Annotated in this window: 17 protein-coding genes; 14 read left to right on the top strand and 3 right to left on the bottom strand. The window is 61.4% G+C overall.

All coding sequences use genetic code 11. The annotated features are described in order from the left end of the window. Window positions 1-59 precede the first annotated feature (59 nt). Window positions 60-410 (top strand): Rv2175c family DNA-binding protein, encoded by a 351-nt coding sequence (locus tag Q4D83_RS01485; protein ID WP_303172861.1) that lies wholly within the window; start codon window positions 60-62, stop codon window positions 408-410. Here Q4D83_RS01485 and Q4D83_RS01480 read toward each other — a convergent pair. Together Q4D83_RS01480 and Q4D83_RS01475 are read right to left on the bottom strand one after the other, a co-directional pair. Next, on the bottom strand, window positions 379-1,872 hold the full coding sequence (locus tag Q4D83_RS01480) for an alpha-(1->6)-mannopyranosyltransferase A (protein ID WP_303172351.1): 1,494 nt from the start codon (window positions 1,870-1,872) through the stop codon (window positions 379-381). The two genes, Q4D83_RS01485 and Q4D83_RS01480, sit on opposite strands and share 32 nt — an antisense overlap. After that, window positions 1,865-2,905 carry a polyprenyl synthetase family protein gene (locus tag Q4D83_RS01475; RefSeq protein ID WP_303172350.1) on the bottom strand — a complete coding sequence of 347 codons (1,041 nt, stop codon included), beginning with the start codon at window positions 2,903-2,905 and terminating at the stop codon, window positions 1,865-1,867. The genes Q4D83_RS01480 and Q4D83_RS01475 overlap by 8 nt, the downstream gene beginning before the upstream one ends. Before the next feature lie 55 nt (window positions 2,906-2,960). Between Q4D83_RS01475 and metF the strand changes: the two genes are divergently transcribed. Further along, window positions 2,961-3,914 (top strand): methylenetetrahydrofolate reductase [NAD(P)H], encoded by a 954-nt coding sequence (gene metF, locus Q4D83_RS01470; RefSeq protein ID WP_303172348.1) that lies wholly within the window; start codon window positions 2,961-2,963, stop codon window positions 3,912-3,914. 8 nt (window positions 3,915-3,922) lie between these two features. On the opposite strand, the gene Q4D83_RS01465 is transcribed toward metF, so the two are convergent. Then, window positions 3,923-4,504: an N-acetyltransferase gene (locus Q4D83_RS01465; protein ID WP_303172346.1), complete on the bottom strand. Its 582-nt coding sequence runs from the start codon at window positions 4,502-4,504 to the stop codon at window positions 3,923-3,925. Between the two features lie 102 nt (window positions 4,505-4,606). On the opposite strand from Q4D83_RS01465, the gene Q4D83_RS01460 reads away from it, so the two are divergent. The 12 genes from Q4D83_RS01460 to murG all read left to right on the top strand — a co-directional run bounded on the left by Q4D83_RS01460 (window position 4,607) and on the right by murG (window position 17,687). Further along, window positions 4,607-4,999 carry a hypothetical protein gene (locus Q4D83_RS01460; protein ID WP_303172344.1) on the top strand — a complete coding sequence of 131 codons (393 nt, stop codon included), beginning with the start codon at window positions 4,607-4,609 and terminating at the stop codon, window positions 4,997-4,999. An 84-nt stretch (window positions 5,000-5,083) separates the two neighbouring features. Further along, entirely contained in the window at window positions 5,084-5,461 is a 378-nt protein-coding gene (locus tag Q4D83_RS01455) for a DUF3040 domain-containing protein (protein ID WP_303172342.1), read from the top strand. A 420-nt stretch (window positions 5,462-5,881) separates the two neighbouring features. Beyond that, window positions 5,882-6,313, top strand: a complete 432-nt coding sequence (mraZ, locus tag Q4D83_RS01450; RefSeq protein WP_027011903.1) for a division/cell wall cluster transcriptional repressor MraZ — start codon at window positions 5,882-5,884, stop codon at window positions 6,311-6,313. Window positions 6,314-6,449: 136 nt separating this feature from the next. Beyond that, window positions 6,450-7,430 carry a 16S rRNA (cytosine(1402)-N(4))-methyltransferase RsmH gene (gene rsmH / locus Q4D83_RS01445; RefSeq protein ID WP_303172327.1) on the top strand — a complete coding sequence of 327 codons (981 nt, stop codon included), beginning with the start codon at window positions 6,450-6,452 and terminating at the stop codon, window positions 7,428-7,430. 12 nt (window positions 7,431-7,442) lie between these two features. Beyond that, complete coding sequence (locus Q4D83_RS01440; RefSeq protein ID WP_303172325.1) at window positions 7,443-8,075, top strand: hypothetical protein; 633 nt, start codon at window positions 7,443-7,445, stop codon at window positions 8,073-8,075. A 47-nt stretch (window positions 8,076-8,122) separates the two neighbouring features. After that, window positions 8,123-9,919, top strand: a complete 1,797-nt coding sequence (locus Q4D83_RS01435; RefSeq protein WP_303172859.1) for a penicillin-binding protein 2 — start codon at window positions 8,123-8,125, stop codon at window positions 9,917-9,919. A 45-nt stretch (window positions 9,920-9,964) separates the two neighbouring features. Beyond that, the gene (locus tag Q4D83_RS01430) at window positions 9,965-11,368 is read left to right on the top strand and encodes a UDP-N-acetylmuramoyl-L-alanyl-D-glutamate--2,6-diaminopimelate ligase (protein ID WP_303172323.1); all 1,404 of its coding nucleotides are present in this window, start codon (window positions 9,965-9,967) and stop codon (window positions 11,366-11,368) included. Then, on the top strand, window positions 11,365-12,801 hold the full coding sequence (gene murF, locus Q4D83_RS01425; protein WP_303172321.1) for a UDP-N-acetylmuramoyl-tripeptide--D-alanyl-D-alanine ligase: 1,437 nt from the start codon (window positions 11,365-11,367) through the stop codon (window positions 12,799-12,801). Before Q4D83_RS01430 ends, murF begins: the two co-directional genes overlap by 4 nt. 7 nt (window positions 12,802-12,808) lie before the next feature. After that, the gene (gene mraY, locus Q4D83_RS01420) at window positions 12,809-13,909 is read left to right on the top strand and encodes a phospho-N-acetylmuramoyl-pentapeptide-transferase (protein WP_303172319.1); all 1,101 of its coding nucleotides are present in this window, start codon (window positions 12,809-12,811) and stop codon (window positions 13,907-13,909) included. Further along, complete coding sequence (gene murD / locus Q4D83_RS01415) at window positions 13,910-15,262, top strand: UDP-N-acetylmuramoyl-L-alanine--D-glutamate ligase (protein WP_303172317.1); 1,353 nt, start codon at window positions 13,910-13,912, stop codon at window positions 15,260-15,262. Beyond that, complete coding sequence (locus tag Q4D83_RS01410) at window positions 15,259-16,620, top strand: FtsW/RodA/SpoVE family cell cycle protein (protein WP_303172315.1); 1,362 nt, start codon at window positions 15,259-15,261, stop codon at window positions 16,618-16,620. Before murD ends, Q4D83_RS01410 begins: the two co-directional genes overlap by 4 nt. Continuing rightward, window positions 16,617-17,687 (top strand): undecaprenyldiphospho-muramoylpentapeptide beta-N-acetylglucosaminyltransferase, encoded by a 1,071-nt coding sequence (murG, locus tag Q4D83_RS01405; protein WP_303172858.1) that lies wholly within the window; start codon window positions 16,617-16,619, stop codon window positions 17,685-17,687. Before Q4D83_RS01410 ends, murG begins: the two co-directional genes overlap by 4 nt. The last annotated feature ends 4 nt before the right edge of the window (window positions 17,688-17,691 follow it).

The following is a 17,691-nucleotide window of genomic DNA, read 5'->3' as shown; positions in this document are numbered from 1 at the left end:
TCAGGTTCGCCACCGGCGGACAAGCGGGCTAGATTGAACGTGTGAGTTCTATTCCCGCGATGCACAAGGTATTGCCCGCAGACGAACCCGTGGTGACCATTCCTGACGCTGCCGCGCAGATGGGGGTTGTGGTGACCCGCGTGTTCCACCTGATCAACGATCACCAAATTATTCCCGTCCTGCGCGACGGCATTAAGCTGTTGCCCCAAGCGTATTTCAATCAGCGTGGGGAGTTGTTAAAGTTTGTGCCCGGCGTGATTGCGTTGCTCTCAGACGGGGGTTTCAGCGACGAGGAAATCTTAAGCTACCTGTTTACCGCCGACGATTCTCTCCCCGGCAGGCCTATCGACGCCCTGCACGGCCACCTCGCCAGGGAAGTTATGCGTCGCGCGCAAGCGATGGCGCTGTAGCGGCGTTGGGGGCTTCCGGGGAAGCTTGGGTTTCTTGAGCGTTGTCATCCTGCGGCGGCACGCGGCGCAGGGTGCCCAATTCGATCCAGCGGACCGAATACCAGGCGGCGGTGCCCGCCAACGCCATCCACACGACGTTGTACAGCTGATGGTTGCCGCTGCCGGTAAACGACACCGCAATAAACACCGACAAACCCGTGGCCCAGCGCACGATACGCTTGTCGGGGCTAAAAGTGCCCAGCAGGCTGATCAGGCTGGTGTAGTACCAGGGGAGGGTTACCGCGTTAAACACCACCGCCACCGCGTACGCGGCGGTGGTGCCCATGATCGCGTCCCGATCTGTGCGGCGAAACAGCCACCACACCGTGACTAAGCCCACCAACATGAGGATCTGGGATACGCTGCGCGCCACTGACAAAAACGCGTTGTAGGAGAAATCCTCATTCACCAGGGAAGCGGCGGGGGATACCAAACCCGCAAGGAGCGACGGCAACGCTAGCGGGTTGATCACCTTCGAATTGCCGGATATTTGTGATACCCAACCCCACGACGAGCCGGAAGCATAGGTCACCAACGCCACCACCGCCACGGACAGCGTGGCCATCCAGGCGCCGGAGACGAGGAAATTCACCATGCGTCGCGGCCGAGTATGTCCGGGCCGTTGCAGCGAGCGAGTAGCAAGCCACACCATAAACGGCAGGGCGAACACCGCTGTCGCCTTCAGCGACACCGACAACGACACCAGGATTACGCCGAGGGCGAATCGCTTGTGCAGCGCGCACACGAGGCCTACGGATACGAGGCCCACCATGATGGATTCGTTGTGCATGCCGCCGATCAGGTGCAGCGTCATCACCGGGTTCGCCACCCCCAGCCAGAGCGCCAAATCCGGGTCGCCGCCGAGTGACTTCGCAATGCGAGGCACCGCCCACACGATCATGGCGAAGCCCGCCAACGAGACCAGCTTGTACATAAACACCCCCGCCGTGACGTTTTCCCCAACCAGGCGGGTGATACCTTCCCCAAGCCACAGGTGCAGTGGCCCATAGGGGGTGGTGGTGTTGCGCCAATCGTGGCTGACCTCTAGCAGATAGGGGCCCGGGTTCACGGCGGCGCCCTGGGTGTAGGGGTCAAAACCGTCGCGCATCATCGCGCCCTGCATGAGGTATGAATACACATCGCGTGACAGAATAGGGCCCGCAAACACGAGCGGCGGGATCCACCACATTAACGCGGTGCGGGTGAGGTGCTGCTGGCGGCCGAGCATCACCCACGCCAACACCACCAGCATGATCGAACACCAAAACGTCACGTTGGAAAATCCCGCGCCGTGGCCAAAGGACAAAAACGACAATCCCAGCGCGTCTAAGATTCCGCCGCGGTTTCGGGTCGCACCGCCGCCGTAGGATGCGAGCGCTAACACGACCGAAGCCGCCGTGCCGAGGTAGATGGGGTTACGCATGGCGTGAGGTCGCTTTCTGCGCCATGCTGTGCAGGGCGCGGGTGACGTCTTCGGGCAAGGAGTCGTCCAAATGTGCGAGCCCTGAAGCGGTGAGCTCCGCGATTCTTTGTTCCATCACCTCGACGGCCCCACTGCGGCGGATCAACCCCGCTAACTCCGCCGCGTTCGGGGTGCCCATACCGGCGCGCAACTCGGCCGCGGCGGGCGGGTCGGAGGCGTCGAGAAGCTGTAGCGCGGTGGCGAGCAGCACGGTGCGTTTGCCTTCCCGGAGGTCATCTCCTGCGGGTTTGCCGGTCACCGCGGGGTCGCCGAACACGCCCAATAGATCGTCGCGCAGCTGGTAGGCTACGCCAATATCCCGCCCGTAGCGCAATAAAGAGTTCGCAGGTGCGTTCGCAATGGCTGCGCCGAGGTGGAGGGGCCTCGCGATGGTGTAGGCGGCCGTCTTGTATAGGTTGATGTTTTCCGCCTCCGCCACGGATTCAGAGCCGCGTGCTTCCGCGCTCACATCGAGGATTTGCCCAGCTATCACCTCGGTGCGCATGGCTCGCCACGGTTCCCACGCCCGTGCCAGCGCCGCCGCGGAAAGCCCAGAAGCGTTGAGTAGATCGTCCGCCCAGCTGAGTGCGAGGTCGCCGATAAGGATCGCAACCGCGATTCCAAAGTGTTCCGAATTTCCCGACCAATTGTTCGTTTGGTGGTGTGCGGCGATGGCGCGGTGCACGGTGGGGTATCCGCGACGCGTGGCGGAAGAATCAATGATGTCATCGTGGATTATCGCGCAGGACTGAATAAATTCCAGCGCGGTTATCGCGCGCAATACCGCCTCGGGGTCTTCGTCGCTGGGCGCGCTGGTAAACCCCACCCAGGCGAACATGGGGCGGATGCGTTTGCCCCCGCGCAGCGATTGCTGGAGCAGCTCAAACGCCTGCTGTGTGGCGGGGCTGATTTCGCAAACTTCTGCGCTCCTTGCCGCGAGGTAGTCTTCGATCATTGCGTCGACTCGGCTTGGAATGTCGCTGAGTGCAATCACTGTGCTGTGTCCTCATCGTTGGGGGAAGGATGATATGAGAATAAGATACCCAGGCATGACCGCAACCAACTACCAGCTCGCCATTTCCGACACGCTGAAACGCCCAACCCCGGGCCGCGTACCCTTCTCCGTTGAATTCATGCCCCCGCGTGACGACGCCGCGGAAACCCGCCTGAAGCACGCCGCAAAAACATTCCATGACCTCGGCGCTTCCTTTGTGTCCGTCACCTACGGCGCGGGCGGAAGCACCCGGGAACGCACCGCGCGGGTGGCCCGCCGGTTGGCTACCCAGCCGTTGACCACCTTGGTGCACCTTACGCTGGTGGAGCACACACGCGAGGAGTTGGTGGATATTCTGCGGGAATACGCGCAACTTGGGCTTTCGAATCTGCTGGCGTTGCGCGGCGACCCACCCGGCGACCCGTTGGGCGAATGGGTACCTACGAAGGGCGGGCTCACCTACGCCAGTGAACTCATCGAATTGGTGCAATCCCTGCCGGAGTGTGAGCATTTCGAAATCGGTATCGCGTCGTTTCCGGAGGGCCACTACCGCGCCGCATCCTTGGAGGAGGATACCCACTACACGTTGGAAAAGCTTCGCGCCGGGGCGAATTACTCCATCACGCAAATGTTTTTCGACGTCGAGCACTACCTGCGCTTGCGGGATCGGCTGGCGGTGGATCCAGAGCACGGCTGCAAGCCGATCATCCCTGGTTTGATGCCCATCACGAGCCTGCGGTCTGTGCGAAGGCAGATGGAGCTTAGTGGCGCGGCGCTGCCGGCCGCACTAGAACGTCGCTTTGAGCGCGCCGCTGCGGGTGACGAGGAAGCAAATCGGGAAGCAATCCGCGAGGTGGGCATCGAGGTGACCACCGAAATGGCGGAACGGCTCATCGCGGAGGGCGCCCCCGATCTGCATTTCATGACGCTGAATCTCGTGCGCGCCACCCAAGAGGTCCTGCACAATTTGGGCATGGCGCCCGCTGCGGATATGGATATGATCCGCTGAGCCGGAGGTTAATCCTCTCTGTGGGTGGTTTCGTCGACGAGCGGTAGGGGCGCCCACAGCACCGCAAAGGGGCGGTCGTCGCCAGAGAAATGGAAGTTTCGCAAAACGTCGCGAAAACCCAGGCTGCGGTACAGGCGGAAGGCGGCATTGTTTTCATTTTCCACCTCGGGGGTGGATAGCAAGGCGTAGTTGGATTCCGCGTGCCGGGCTAGCGCGGTGATGAGCGCTCGACCGGTGCCTTCCCCCTGCCTGTTGGGCAGCACGTGGATCTCGGCGATTTCGAAATAGTGGCGCAGGATTTTTTGCGATTCTGGGCCGTACTTGCCGGCGCGGATGAGCCCGTGCTGGATTTGCTGGTACCACCAGTGGTGTTGCATGCCGAGGTATCCGAAGGCGATGCCCACTGGACGCGTGCCATCGAGGGCGCAAATGGCGGTAAAGCCCGCGTTGCGGGTGAGGTGCTGCCAAGCGTTGATGCGCGTGTGGCGGATGCCGGGGTGGTAACCCATGGCTTGAATGTAGATGTCCACAAACGCTGGCGCGTGGCGGGCGAATTCGGGGGTGCTCAAGTGACGCAAAGAAACACTCACACAACCCAGCATAGGACGAAGCGGGTCGAACATTTGTTCCCACGTTGTTCGATGTGGTTATTACGCTCCCATATACCTGTTCGAATGGAAGGGAGTAACGCCATGTCAACCGTAGTTTCCGCTACGTTTCATCGCGCACCGGGCCGGGCCGAGGATTTTTTGTCCCGCGCCCACGGCTTACTCCAGCAGGCGCACAATCACCTCCGTGCGGGGGATGTATTGCTCGCGGTCGATTACGGATACCAAGCGTGTTTGCGCGCGGCCGGGGCGCGCGGCGTCGACACGCGCGGCCGCGGCAAAGCGTGGGACAAACTCCAGCGTATCGACGCTGCAGGGGCCGCCCAAGCCGCCCAATTCCGCCCCTGGGCGCCCGTTCGCGCCCGCGCCGCCGCCGGCCTAGCGATCACCAAAACCCCCGCCGAAGTAGCGAATTTCCTCGGGCGAGTATCGTACTTTATAGAAGAAATAGAAGGCGGGTTGCCGCTGGTAGCGTAGCAAAGCCAACAACACGGGAACTTTACGACTACGCTTGGCGTTAAACCTAGAGTAAAGCAGCCCAGCACACCGTGTGGAGGAATCGTGTCCCTTTCTGAACAGGAACAGAGGATGCTTCGAGAAATAGAGCAATCCCTGCTCGCCGAAGATCCCGCCTTCGGCGCTGTCGTCGCCGGGCACAGCCCAAGCGGACAGTCCGGGCTCACGCTGCGCGGGTTGGCCATCACTGTGGTGGGTTTGGTCATGCTGGTTGGCGGCGTTGCGCTCAGCCAGCAAAACCTATGGTTCACCGCGCTTAGCGTGGTTGGATTCCTTGTCATGTTTGGTGCCGGCGTGTGGATGCTACGCGGCGGGGGCGGCGGGCCGAAGGTTGCGGCGCGACCGGTGAAATTGCAATCCGGTGCGTTGGGTTCCCGCATGGAGGAAAACTTCCGGCGCCGCTTCGAGGATCCTAGAAACTAATTGGCTGGCGCGCCGAACTGGGGGAGCGGTGCGCTGAATATTCGGGGGTTGTTGGCATGCTTGCGTTTCGGGGGCGCATTCACTGATCGCGTGCGGGTCGCGTATCGACCATTTGTGTGCCCCACTTTGCCCCACCACAATCCTCCCACATTGCCCCACATATGGTTACGCACCACATAAATAAGCGGTGCACAAAGTGTCTAAAGGGGTTGGTGTGACGTATGTGAGGGGTAATTTCGCCATAATTTTCACCGGCGCCCCACTTTGATTCACCCCTATTTACCTGCGGCAATGGATTTTGTCCGCGCGCGGTGGGGGTTTTGAGGTGACAAAAGTGGGGCAAAGTGGGGTAGTGTGGGGCACAACGGAGATTCTCTCCGTGAGGTTGTATCAACTGGAGTTGAGGAAGGTAGGCCACGGATGTTCCTTGGTACCTACACTCCGAAGCTTGACGATAAGGGTCGTCTTACACTCCCCGCGAAATTTCGTGAGGAACTTGCGGGCGGCCTGATGGTGACTAAGGGGCAGGACCACTCCCTTGCTGTGTATCCCCGCGAGGAGTTCGCGGCGCGTGCACGTAAGGCGGCGGCTGTCTCGCGTACCAACCCGAAGGCTCGTGCGTTTATTCGAAACTTGGCGGCAAGTGCGGATGAGCAACGGCCGGATGGTCATGGTCGCATCACCTTGTCTGCCGCACATCGCGCATACGCTGGGCTCACCAAAGAGTGCGTGGTCATCGGTTCAGTGGATTTCCTGGAAATCTGGGACGCCGAGTCCTGGGCCGCATATCAGGCGGAGACGGAAGATTCCTTCTCCGATGCTGAGGACGACGTTTTGGGTGGCTTATTGTAGGTCACCGCAGAGTGCGTGTATGGACTCTGCCCGCGGGATCTGGTGTACTTCCCCGATACCAGATCCCGCGGACAGGGCCCTATACGTGCCCTGCTTTTCCTGTAATTTCCGGCACCGCGAGAGGGGGATGAGCCTCATGGAAACAGTTGAAAATAACTACGGGCACATTCCCGTGCTCCGCGACCGTGTGACGGAGCTGCTCGCGCCGAGCATTGGCGAAGGCTCCGTCATTATTGACGGCACGCTCGGCGCCGGCGGACACAGCGAGCATTTTCTCAACGTCTTCCCAGGTGCGTTTGTGATTGGCTTGGACCGCGACGCGAACGCGTTGGCCGGCGCCCGCGAACGCCTCGCTCGTTTCGGCGAACGTTTCGTTGGCGTGCACACGCGTTTCGACGGCGTGGCCGATGCCGTCGCACACGGGTCCGGTGCGGCGTTTGAATGCGCGCGCGAAGGTATTGATGGCGCGTTGTTCGATCTTGGCGTGTCGTCGATGCAATTGGATCAGATCGATCGCGGGTTCGCGTACAAGGTGGACGCTCCGCTGGATATGCGCATGGATCGCAGCCGCGGCATCACGGCCGCGGATGTGCTGAACACCTATTCGCATGGGGAGTTGGCGCGCGTGCTGAAAACCTATGGCGAGGAACGGTTTGCCGGGAAGATAGCCTCGGCGGTGCTCCGAGAGCGCGAAAAAGAACCGTTTACCAGTTCGGCTCGCTTGGTGGAGCTGTTATACGCCACGATCCCGGCGGCCACCCGCCGCACCGGTGGCCATCCGGCCAAACGTACGTTTCAAGCGTTGCGTGTGGAAGTGAATCAAGAGTTGGATTCCGTCAGCGCGGTAATCCCCGTGATCGCGGACATGCTCAACGTGGGCGGTCGAGCGGTGTTCATGAGCTACCAGTCGCTCGAGGACAAGATCGTGAAAAAGCAGTTCGCGGAGTTGACTACTTCCAAAACGCCGCCGGGCCTGCCCGTGGATCTTCCCGGCACGGCCGCAAAGTTTCGGCTTCTTACGCGCGGTGCAGAGCAGGCTTCACCGCAGGAAGTTGAAGAAAACCCCAGGGCGGCACCCGTGCGGGTGCGCGCAATTGAACGACTCGAAGTGCAATAGAAGGAGGCAGCGATGACTCAATTAACCACAGTGCGTCCTCAGCCCACCGCACTTCCACGTACCACCACGCCCACCCGGAGGCGCTTCCAGCACACTCCCGGCTCGCGGCAAGTTGTTTCGGTGCGCGGCCGTCGCGTCCCAGCGACGCACAAAGCTGATCCGAAGGTGGTGAAGTTCTTAGTCCTGGTTACCGGGGTCCTGTGTGGGGGCATTGTCACCACCATCGGCCTATCCGGCGTTTCCACCGAACAGACGTTCCGATTGCAGGAGTTGCACGCGCAGGAAACCCAGCTGAACAATGAGCTGGAGACCCTGCACCGCGACGTGGAAACGGCCCGATCGTCTGCAGAAATCGCGCGGCGCGCCGCTGATCTCGGCATGGTCGTGCCGGATCAGCCGGGCGTGCTCGAAGTGGCTCAAGATGGCACCATATTGGAGCTGCGGCCCGCAGACCCCAGCAAGACGCAGCCAATTATCGACGTCAACGGCAAGCGCGTGAATCCTTCGCGCGCATCTTCGAACCCGGATGAAACCCGCGACGTGAGCGATAGCCTTAACCCAATTCCGCAGAGCAATCAGCAGCGGCCTTCGACGGTTCCAGGGGTGACTCCATACGCGCCACGTAACGATGGTGGCGCCCAGTGACCCGTCAACTCGACCCCGTAAAGCTCGGGCAGCGGCGGCTGCGGTTGATGAAGATCATTGCGGTGGTGACAGTTACGCTGCTGGTCGGACGCCTCGCTTGGGTCCAACTCGTGTGGGGGCCAGCGTTGGCGGCAGTTGCCGAGCAGCAGCGCGCCCGCACCTATAAGGACCCGGCGCGCCGCGGCACGATCACCGACCGCGACGGTAAGCGTTTGGCCTACACCATGCAAGCCCGGTCGCTCACAATTTCGCCGAAGCGATTGCGTCAGGAGATTGAGGAACGCCACAAAAACTTTCCCGACGATTACGCTCCGTTGGACGATACGCTGAAAGACATTTCCAAGCGCATTCCGGAGATGATTGAAAAGGCGGGGGCGTCCTCAGAGAAAGTTTCCGCGAAAGAGATTATGGAAAAGCTCAAGGCGGACACCAATTATGAGGTGTTGGTGCGCAACGTGGACCCAGATGTGGCCGCCGAGATTGCCTCGGAAATGCCGGGCGTGGCGGCGGACCACCAGGATATTCGGCAGTATCCAAACGGTGCGATTGCCGAAAATGTGATCGGAAAGATCAGTATGGATGGGGTGGGGCAGTTCGGCTTCGAGGCCTCTTCCGATAACCTTCTCGCCGGGATTGATGGCCGCTCCACCGAGGATGTTTCTACGGATGGGCAGGTGATTCCGGGAACCCTGCGGGATCAAGTGTCGGTGGTGAATGGCGCGGATGTGCAACTGACTCTAGATCTTGACCTGCAAACTTATGTTCAGCAGCAAGTAGAACAAGCTCAATCGAACTCCTTGGCGCAAGGTGCGTCGGCGGTGGTGTTGGACGCCACTACTGGTGAGGTGTTGGCCATGGCCAATGACAACACGATTGATCCCACCGGGGACATCAGCAGACAGCTGGAAAAAGGCAAGAATTTTGATAATCCGGCAGTAACCCACCCGTTCGAGCCGGGGTCGGTGGCCAAGGTGATTACTGCCTCGGCGGCCATTGAAGACGGGGTGACCACGCCCGATGAGGTGTGGCAGGTTCCTGGCAGCATCAATATGTCCGGCGTGACCGTGAAAGATGCGTGGGAGCACGGCACCGATGGCTACACCACCACCGGCATTTTCGGGAAGTCGTCCAACGTGGGCACACTCATGATGGCGGAACGTGTTGGCGAAGATCGGTTCGCGGAAATGCTGGACAAGTACGGCATCGGCCAAAGCACCGGGATCGAATTGCCGAGCGAATCTGAGGGCCTCTTACCGGCGCGTTCCCAATGGTCCGGCGGCACCTTTGCCAACCTGCCGATTGGGCAAGGAATGTCCTTAACGTTGCTGCAAATGGCCGGTGTGTATCAGGCGGTGGCCAACGACGGGGAGCGGGTTGAACCGCGCATCATTAAGAAAGTAACCAATGCGGATGGTTCCGCGGTGGATCAACCTGAGCCGGATCGGGTGCGGGTGATGAGCCCGCAGACGGCGGTGACGGTTCGGGAGATGTTCCGTTCGGTCACCCAGCATGATCCGGCGGGCGTGCAACTCGGAACTGGCGCGGCCGCAGCCGTCGAGGGGTATCAAATATCGGGTAAAACCGGTACTGCACAAAAAGTTGATCCCGCATGTAATTGTTATTCCAATTCTAAGTATTGGATCACGTTTGCGGGCATTGCTCCGGCGGATGATCCCCGCTATGTTATTGCATTGATGCTGGATGAGCCGAAGCGTGGTGTGCACGGCGAAGGTGGTCAGTCAGCCGCACCTTTGTTCCATGATATTGCTTCGTGGTTGTTGAACCGCGACAACATCCCCCTTTCTGCCCCTGTGGAAGGTCCGTTCGTCCTCCAAACCCCGTAGTCTGGAATAGTTCGGCCGAGACTCGCGACCAAGGAGATACCCCAAATGGACTTGACTACGCTTGCGGAGATCGCAGGTGGGAGGCTGGTAAACCCCGCAACGATACCAATCGATGCGATCGGGTTGAATGCCCAAACGCTGGAACCGGGAGGCATGTTTGCTGCGGTGCCAGGAAGTAGAGTCCATGGCGCGACGTTCGCCGCTGATTCGAAAGCGGCGGCGATTCTTACGGACGAGGCTGGGTTGGAGCTCTTGGCAGATGAGACCCGCCCCATCCTCGTGGTTGAGAATGTGCGTGCGATTCTGGGGAAGCTTGCCGCCGAGGTGTACGGCCACCCCAGCGATGACATGGTGGTGATCGGGGTGACCGGCACCTCAGGTAAAACGACGACCACCCATATGCTGGAGCACGGGTTGCGGGCAATGGGGTACACGGTTGGCCTTATCGGAACCACAGGAACACGGATCGCCGGCCGCTGGGTTCCAACCTCGTTGACCACCCCGGAGGCGCCGAAGCTGCAGGAATTGTTTGCTGAAATGAAGCAGCAGGGCGTCACGCACGTGGTGATGGAGGTGTCCAGCCACGCGATTTCGCTGGGGCGGATTCAGGGGACCAAGTTCGACGTCGCGGCGTTTACAAATCTTTCTCAAGACCACCTTGATTTCCACCACACCATGGCGGAGTATTTTGCCGCCAAGGCGGAGTTCTTCGCAGGTATGGCGGCGCACAACGTGCTGGTGGTGGAAGATGAGTGGGGTAGCCGGCTGTTGGACACCTATGGGGGGATCGAGGTTGGCAAGATTTCTGTGCTGGGCCCGCAACGATACGCGGTGCGGGTGGGGCAACGCGACGTCGAGATCCGGTTGTCGCTGCCCGGGCGGTTTAATGTGCTCAATGCGGCCCTGGCGGTAACATGCGTGGACACGGTGGGCATTGACGCGCAGGAGTTTGCGAACACCCTGGTGGACGTTGGGGTGCCGGGGCGCATGGAGGTCATCGACGAAGGGCAGGACTTTCTCGCGGTGGTTGACTATGCGCATAAACCCGCGGCAGTGGCGGCAATCTTGGAAACCCTGCGCGCCGACTACCGGGTGGGCATTGTGCTCGGCGCGGGCGGGGACCGAGACGCCAGTAAGCGTCCACTCATGGGGAAGGCCGCTGCGGAAGGCGCGGCGTTTGTGGTGGTCACGGACGATAACCCGCGTTCGGAGGACCCGGCCGCCATTCGCGCCGCGGTGTTGGAAGGCACGCGAGGGGCGGACGCGGAGGTTGTGGAAATAGGGGACAGAGCCGCGGCGATTCGCGCGGCCGTGGCGTGGGCGCAACCCGGTGACGCGATCGTGATCGCGGGCAAGGGGCACGAAACGGGGCAGCTTATCAACGGCGTGACACACCCGTTTGATGATCGCATTGCGTTGGCCGAGGCGTTGCGCGAGGTGCGTCGATGATCCCGATGACGGTGCGGGAAGTTGCGGAAGTGGTGGGCGGTACCTGCCGCAACGTGGACCCGGAGACGCTGATTACCGGCAGCGTGGAATTCGATTCCCGCAAGATCACCCCCGGCTCGGTATTTTTGGCGCTGCCGGGTGCGCGCGTAGACGGCCACGATTTCGCCGCGCAGGCGGTAGCCCAGGGCGCGGTGGTGGTGTTGGCGGTACGGGAAGTTGATGCGCCTGCGATTTATGTGCCCCAGGTGGATCGCCCGGAGACCAACGCGGAGGCGTTTGCCCACGACCCCACGGGGGACACCGCCTCGTTGTTGCGGGCGTTGTCGTTGCTTGCCCGCCACGTGGTGGAGCGCACCAACGTGCAGGTGGTGGGGGTGACGGGTTCCGCTGGGAAGACTTCCACCAAGGATTTTTTGGCGTCGTTGCTGCCCCACACGGTGGCCCCGCCCGGGAGTTTTAACAATGAGATAGGCCTGCCGTACACGGCGCTGCGGTGCACCCCGGAGACGGAGTATTTGGTCGCGGAAATGTCCGCCCGCGGCCTGGGGCATATTCAGCAGCTCACCGAGATCACCCCGCCGCACATCGGGGTGGTGCTCAACGTTGGCACCGCTCACCTTGGTGAGTTCGGCTCCCGCGAGGTGATCGCCCAGGCGAAGGGCGAGTTGCCGGCGGCATTGCCGAACTCGGGCGTGGCTGTGCTCAATGCTGACGACCCAGCCGTGGCGGCAATGGCGGAGCGTACCCGCGCCCGCGTGGTGCGGTTTTCCACCGAGCGCGAGGTGGAGTATTACGCCACGGATATCCGAGTTGATGAACTCACGCGGGCTTCGTTCGTGCTGCATACCCCCGCCGGTGCGCGGGAGGTCGCCTTGGGGGTGTTTGGGCTGCATCAGGTTTCCAACGCGTTGGCGGCTGCGGCGGCGGCGTTGGAAGCGGGCGTTGAGCTAGACGCGGTCGTCGAAAAGCTGTGCGCACATCGCGCGGCGTCGGAGCATCGTATGGACGTGCGAACCCGCGCTGACGGAGTGGTGATTATCAATGATTCATATAACGCAAACCCCGATTCCATGCAGGCCGGATTGCGGGCGCTGGCGCACACGGCGCGCGGACGTAGCTTCGCAGTGCTCGGCCAAATGGGCGAGTTGGGTGACGACGCCGCGGAGGAGCACCGCCGGCTCGCAGATGTGGTGGCGGAGTTGGGTATTTCCACCCTGGTGGTCGTTGGCACGAGCGTGAATGCGCGGGCGCTGGCGGAAGCCGCCGAAGAACGCGGAGTACCCACCCTGATGGCGGATAGTTCAGATGCAGCTATTAACTTAATTGCGGTAGAACTTCAGCCTGGGGATGCGGTGCTCGTCAAAGCATCCTACGCTGAACGCCTGTGGACGGTAGCTGCAGGCCTGATCGACGCATGCCCAAACGAAAAGTGAGCAAACAGTGACTCAGATCCTCATTAGCGCCGCGATTAGTTTCCTCGTGGCAATCTTTTTCACCCCGGTGCTGATCCGGTGGTTTAGCTCGGAAGGGATTGGCCAGGAGATCCGGGAAGACGGCCCGAAGTCGCATCTGCGGAAACGCGGCACCCCCACCATGGGCGGTATCGCCATCCTGGCCGGCATCCTTGTCGCGTACCTGGTGTCCGGGGTGATGGGCCTGCTCATGGGCTACGGCGGTTTTACCGTTTCCGGGTTGCTGGTGCTGGGGTTGACGCTGGTGCTCGGCGGGCTTGGCTTCGCCGACGACTACATTAAGCTCGCCATGGGCCGCAACCTGGGGCTGAATAAGAAGGCCAAACTGATTGGGCAGGCGGCGGTGTCGCTGGTGTTTGGTTTTATGATTACGCGGTTTGCCAACGAGCAGGGCTTAACCCCGGGTTCCACGCACCTGTCATTTATCCGTGACATAGATATTTTGGATATTAGCTTTGGCGGCAGCATTATCGGCATGCTGTTGTTCTTGTTGTTTATTTACTTTTTGATCAGTGCCTGGTCGAATGCCGTGAACCTCACCGATGGCCTGGACGGGCTCGCCGCTGGTGCGACCGCGATGGTGATGGGTGCCTACACCATGGTGACGTTTTGGCAGTTCCGCAATTCCTGTGAGTTGGCGGTGAAAGCGGGTTGTTATTCGGTGCGCGACCCGCTGGATGTGGCTATTTTGGCGGCTGCAGGGTTGGGCGGTTGCCTGGGCTTTTTGTGGTGGAACGCGGCGCCCGCGAAGATTTTCATGGGGGATACCGGTTCCCTGGCGTTGGGCGGTTTGGTTGCGGGGTTGTCGGTGGCTTCCCGCACGGAGCTGCTCATGGTGGTCATCGGCGCGCTATTTGTGATTGAGGCGGCGTCAGTGGTGATCCAAGTGGCGGTGTTCCGCACGAGGGGGGTTCGGTTCTTCCGCATGGCGCCGTTCCACCACCACTTTGAAAACGGTGGTTGGGCGGAAACCACTGTGGTGATTAGGTTCTGGCTCATGACGGCCATGGCGTGCATCGGCGGCATGGCGTTGTTCTATACCGAGTGGCTCAATGTTGCGGGAGTGTAAATGATTATCAACGGCCACGTCCTTGTTGCCGGTGCTGGTGTGTCGGGTGCGGGGGTTGCGCGCATGCTGGTGGATTTGGGCGTGCAGGTTACCGTCGTCGACGATGATGAAACCGCGCGTTTTCGGGTGAGCGAAGCCACCGGCGCGGGCAACGTTTCCACTGCTGAGGTTCGCTGGGAGGACTACACGTGCGTGGTGACTTCCCCAGGTTGGCGCCCCGATACCCCGTTGCTTCTCGACGCCGCGGGCCACAACATCCCGGTCATCGGCGACGTGGAGCTGGCGTGGCGGTTGGACCGAGACGGCGTGTTTGGCCCGCCGCGGACCTGGATGGTGGTTACCGGAACGAATGGTAAAACCACCACCACGGCCATGCTGGCGGAAATGATGCGCCGCGGCCCGCAGCGGGTTGCCGCGGTAGGCAATATCGGCGTTGCCATCGGGGATGCGCTGACCGCCACCCCGCGCATCGATGTGCTGGTGGCGGAGCTGTCCAGCTTCCAATTGCACTGGTCGGAGCACTTGCGCCCCGATGTGGGGTGCGTACTCAACCTAGCGCACGACCATATTGACTGGCACGGCAGTTTTGACGCGTACGCGGAGGCGAAGATGAAAGCCTTGCGCGGCGGCACCGGCATCGTCGGCGTGGATGATCCGGAAGTGATCGCCCGCGCGGGTGCGGGCATGATCGGGTTCACGCTTGGTGAGCCTACGGATGGTCAGGTCGGCGTGGTGGATGGCTACCTGGTGGACCGCGCGTTCGGCGGCGGCCTGTTAGCGCCGGTGGAGGGTATTTCCCCGCCCGGCCCGGCGGGCGTGTTGGACGCGCTGGCCGCGGCGGCGATGGCCCGATCCCAGGGCATCCCGCCGGAATCCATCGCTGCGGCGTTAGCCGGGTTCCAGGTGTCCGGTCACCGCGGTCAGGTGGTGTTTAGCTCCGGCGGGGTGACGTATATAGATAATTCCAAGGCGACGAATCCACACGCAGCGGATGCTGCCTTGGATGGGCATGAGTCGGTGATTTGGATTGCCGGCGGCCAGCTGAAGGGCGCGGAGGTGGCGCCTCTGGTGCGTAAGCACGCCCACCGGTTGAAAGCGGCGCTGTTGCTCGGCGTGGATCGCGGCATCCTCGCCGATACATTGAGTACAATCAATCCGGAGATTCCGGTGGTTATCACGGATTCGACGGACCCGGTGCAGGCGATGGAAGAGCTCGTGGCAGCTGCTCGGAGCATTGCCGCCCCGGGCGATGTAGTGCTGCTGGCCCCGGCTGCGGCATCGCTGGACATGTACTCAGGTATGAGCCAGCGCGGAACCATCTTCGCCCAAGCTGCCGCTGGGAGTGGTACATGAGCAAACTTGCCGAACGAGTGCAAGAAATATCCCGCGACGTCAACGCCCGCCCACTCACCGACTATGTTGTAATCACCATCGTGGTGGGGGCGCTCACTGGCCTAGGGTTGATCATGGTCACCTCGAGCTCTATGACGTGGTCCGTGCTCGACGGTGATACCGCGTGGGGTGCCGCTGGCAAGCAAGCCGCCATGGTGGTGGTAGGCGTGTTCGCCTATTGGTCGGCGTTGCGCATGCGTCCTGCCGCCATGAAACGCTGGGCGGGGGCACTGCTGGTACTGGCGTTTCTGCTGCTCATCCTCGTGTTGATCCCGGGCATTGGGACGGGCCGGGAATCCGTGGGTTCCCAATCCTGGATTGCGTTGGGTCCGTTGCGTATCCAGCCCTCGGAGATTGCCAAGGTGGCCATCGCGGTGTGGGGTTCCGCCTACCTGGCGGACCGGGTCAAAACCGGACGCGGCTGGGACACCCCCAATACCCGGTTCCTCATGGTGGCGCTGTGCATGGTGTTTCTGATCTTCCTCCAAGGTGACGTGGGCATGGCGCTGGCGTTCATTATCGTGGTGGGTTTCGTGCTGTTTTTCGCCGGCGTGCACCCGCGCTTTATTGTCGCCGCGGTCGGAGTGGTGGGCATGGGCTTGCTCCTACTGAGCATGCGCGGCGGGTTCCGTTCCGACAGGTTCACCGTGTATTTTGACGCGCTGTTTGGGTCTTTCCAAGACACCCAGGGCAAAGCTTTCCAGTCGTATCAAGGATTCTTGTCGTTGGCTGATGGCAGTCTCACCGGCGTGGGGTTGGGGCAGTCGCGCGCCAAATGGTTCTACTTACCGGAAGCTAAAAACGACTTTATCTTCGCCATTATCGGCGAAGAGCTCGGCCTGTGGGGCGGGGCGATGGTCATCTGCCTGTTTGGCATTCTCGCATGGTTTGGGTTGCGCACCGCACAGCGTAGCCGGAGTAGGTTTCAGCGGTTACTCGCGGCGTCGTTAACCGCGGGCGTGGTTGCGCAGGCGTTTATCAATATCGGATACGTTATTGGCGTGGTGCCGGTGACTGGTATTCAATTGCCGATGATTTCCGCGGGCGGCACCTCCGCAATTATTACGTTGTTTGCAATGGGGCTGCTTGCGAATTGCGCGCGGCACGAGCCCGAGGCGATTTCCAACATGCAAAATTACGGGCGATCTTTCTGGGATCGATTGTTGCATTTGCCCGAACCAATGGTGCCAAATGCACGTCGCCCGAAGCCGCAGGAGCGCCCGCGACTAGGCCGTCCGGTGACTTCGCGTGGTGGTAGCGTCGTTGCAAGGAAACCAGCAAATCCGCGAATTCCAGCGAACCGACGAAGGAGAAAATAACCGTGGTGAACATCGTTGTGGCAGGTGGCGGTACCGCAGGGCACATCGAACCGGCACTTGCCGTGGCGGATGCGCTACGCGCACAGGGGGCAGACGTGACGGCGCTTGGCACCGAGCGCGGCTTGGAAACCGACCTTGTGCCCAACCGTGGCTACACACTCAACCTCATCGATCCGGTGCCGGTACCCCGCAGCCTGAACCTCGACCTGTTTCTGCTGCCTTTTCGGGTGATCAAAGCCGTGCGCCAGACTCGCACGATCTTGCGCAAGCAGCAGGCGGACGCGCTCATCGGGTTCGGTGGGTATGTTTCTGCCCCGGCGTACCTTGCCGCCCGCAGCTTGGGCATCCCATACTTCGTCCACGAGGCGAACGCGCGTGCGGGCCTGGCCAATAAGCTCGGCGTGTGGCTGGGCGGCACTGGGCTCAACGCGGTCAAGGGTTCCGGGATGCGCGGCGACGTCGTCGGAGTGCCAATCCGGGCCAGCCTGTCGGGCGAACAAAGCGACGAAACCAAGGCCGCGGGATACGCCAAGTGGGGGCTGGACCCGAGCAAGCAAACCTTGCTGGTCACTGGCGGTTCCCAAGGTGCGCGTTCGCTGAACATTGCGCTTGCCGGCGCCGTGGACGCCATCACTGCCGCAGGCATCCAAGTCTTGCACGCCTACGGGCGCAAAAACGAGGCGCCGCCCGCCCGCGAGGGTTATGTTGCGGTGCCCTACATTGACACCATGGACTTGGCGTACGCCGTGGCCGATTTGGTGGTGTGCCGGGCGGGCGCCATGACCGTGGCGGAGGTGACCGCCGCCGGCATTCCCGCCATTTACGTGCCGCTGCCGCACGGCAACGGGGAGCAGGCACTGAACGCTACACCGGTGATTTCCGCTGGTGGCGCGGCCTTGATCTACGATTCCGACCTCACGCCGGAGACGCTGGCCACCCAGGTGAAGGCCATCCTGGCGGATAAGGAAATTCATGACAGCATGATCGAGGCTGCTCGTCGCAGCGGCCTCGGCCACGCCGCCGAAGAAATCGCGCAACGTATGTTGCATACCGTGAAGAAAAGCTAAAGAA

It is taken from the genome of Corynebacterium sp. (assembly GCF_030532715.1).
GTDB lineage: Bacteria > Actinomycetota > Actinomycetes > Mycobacteriales > Mycobacteriaceae > Corynebacterium.
The sequence above is the reverse complement of the archived record's forward strand: the minus strand, read 5'-3'. Positions and strand labels throughout refer to the sequence as shown.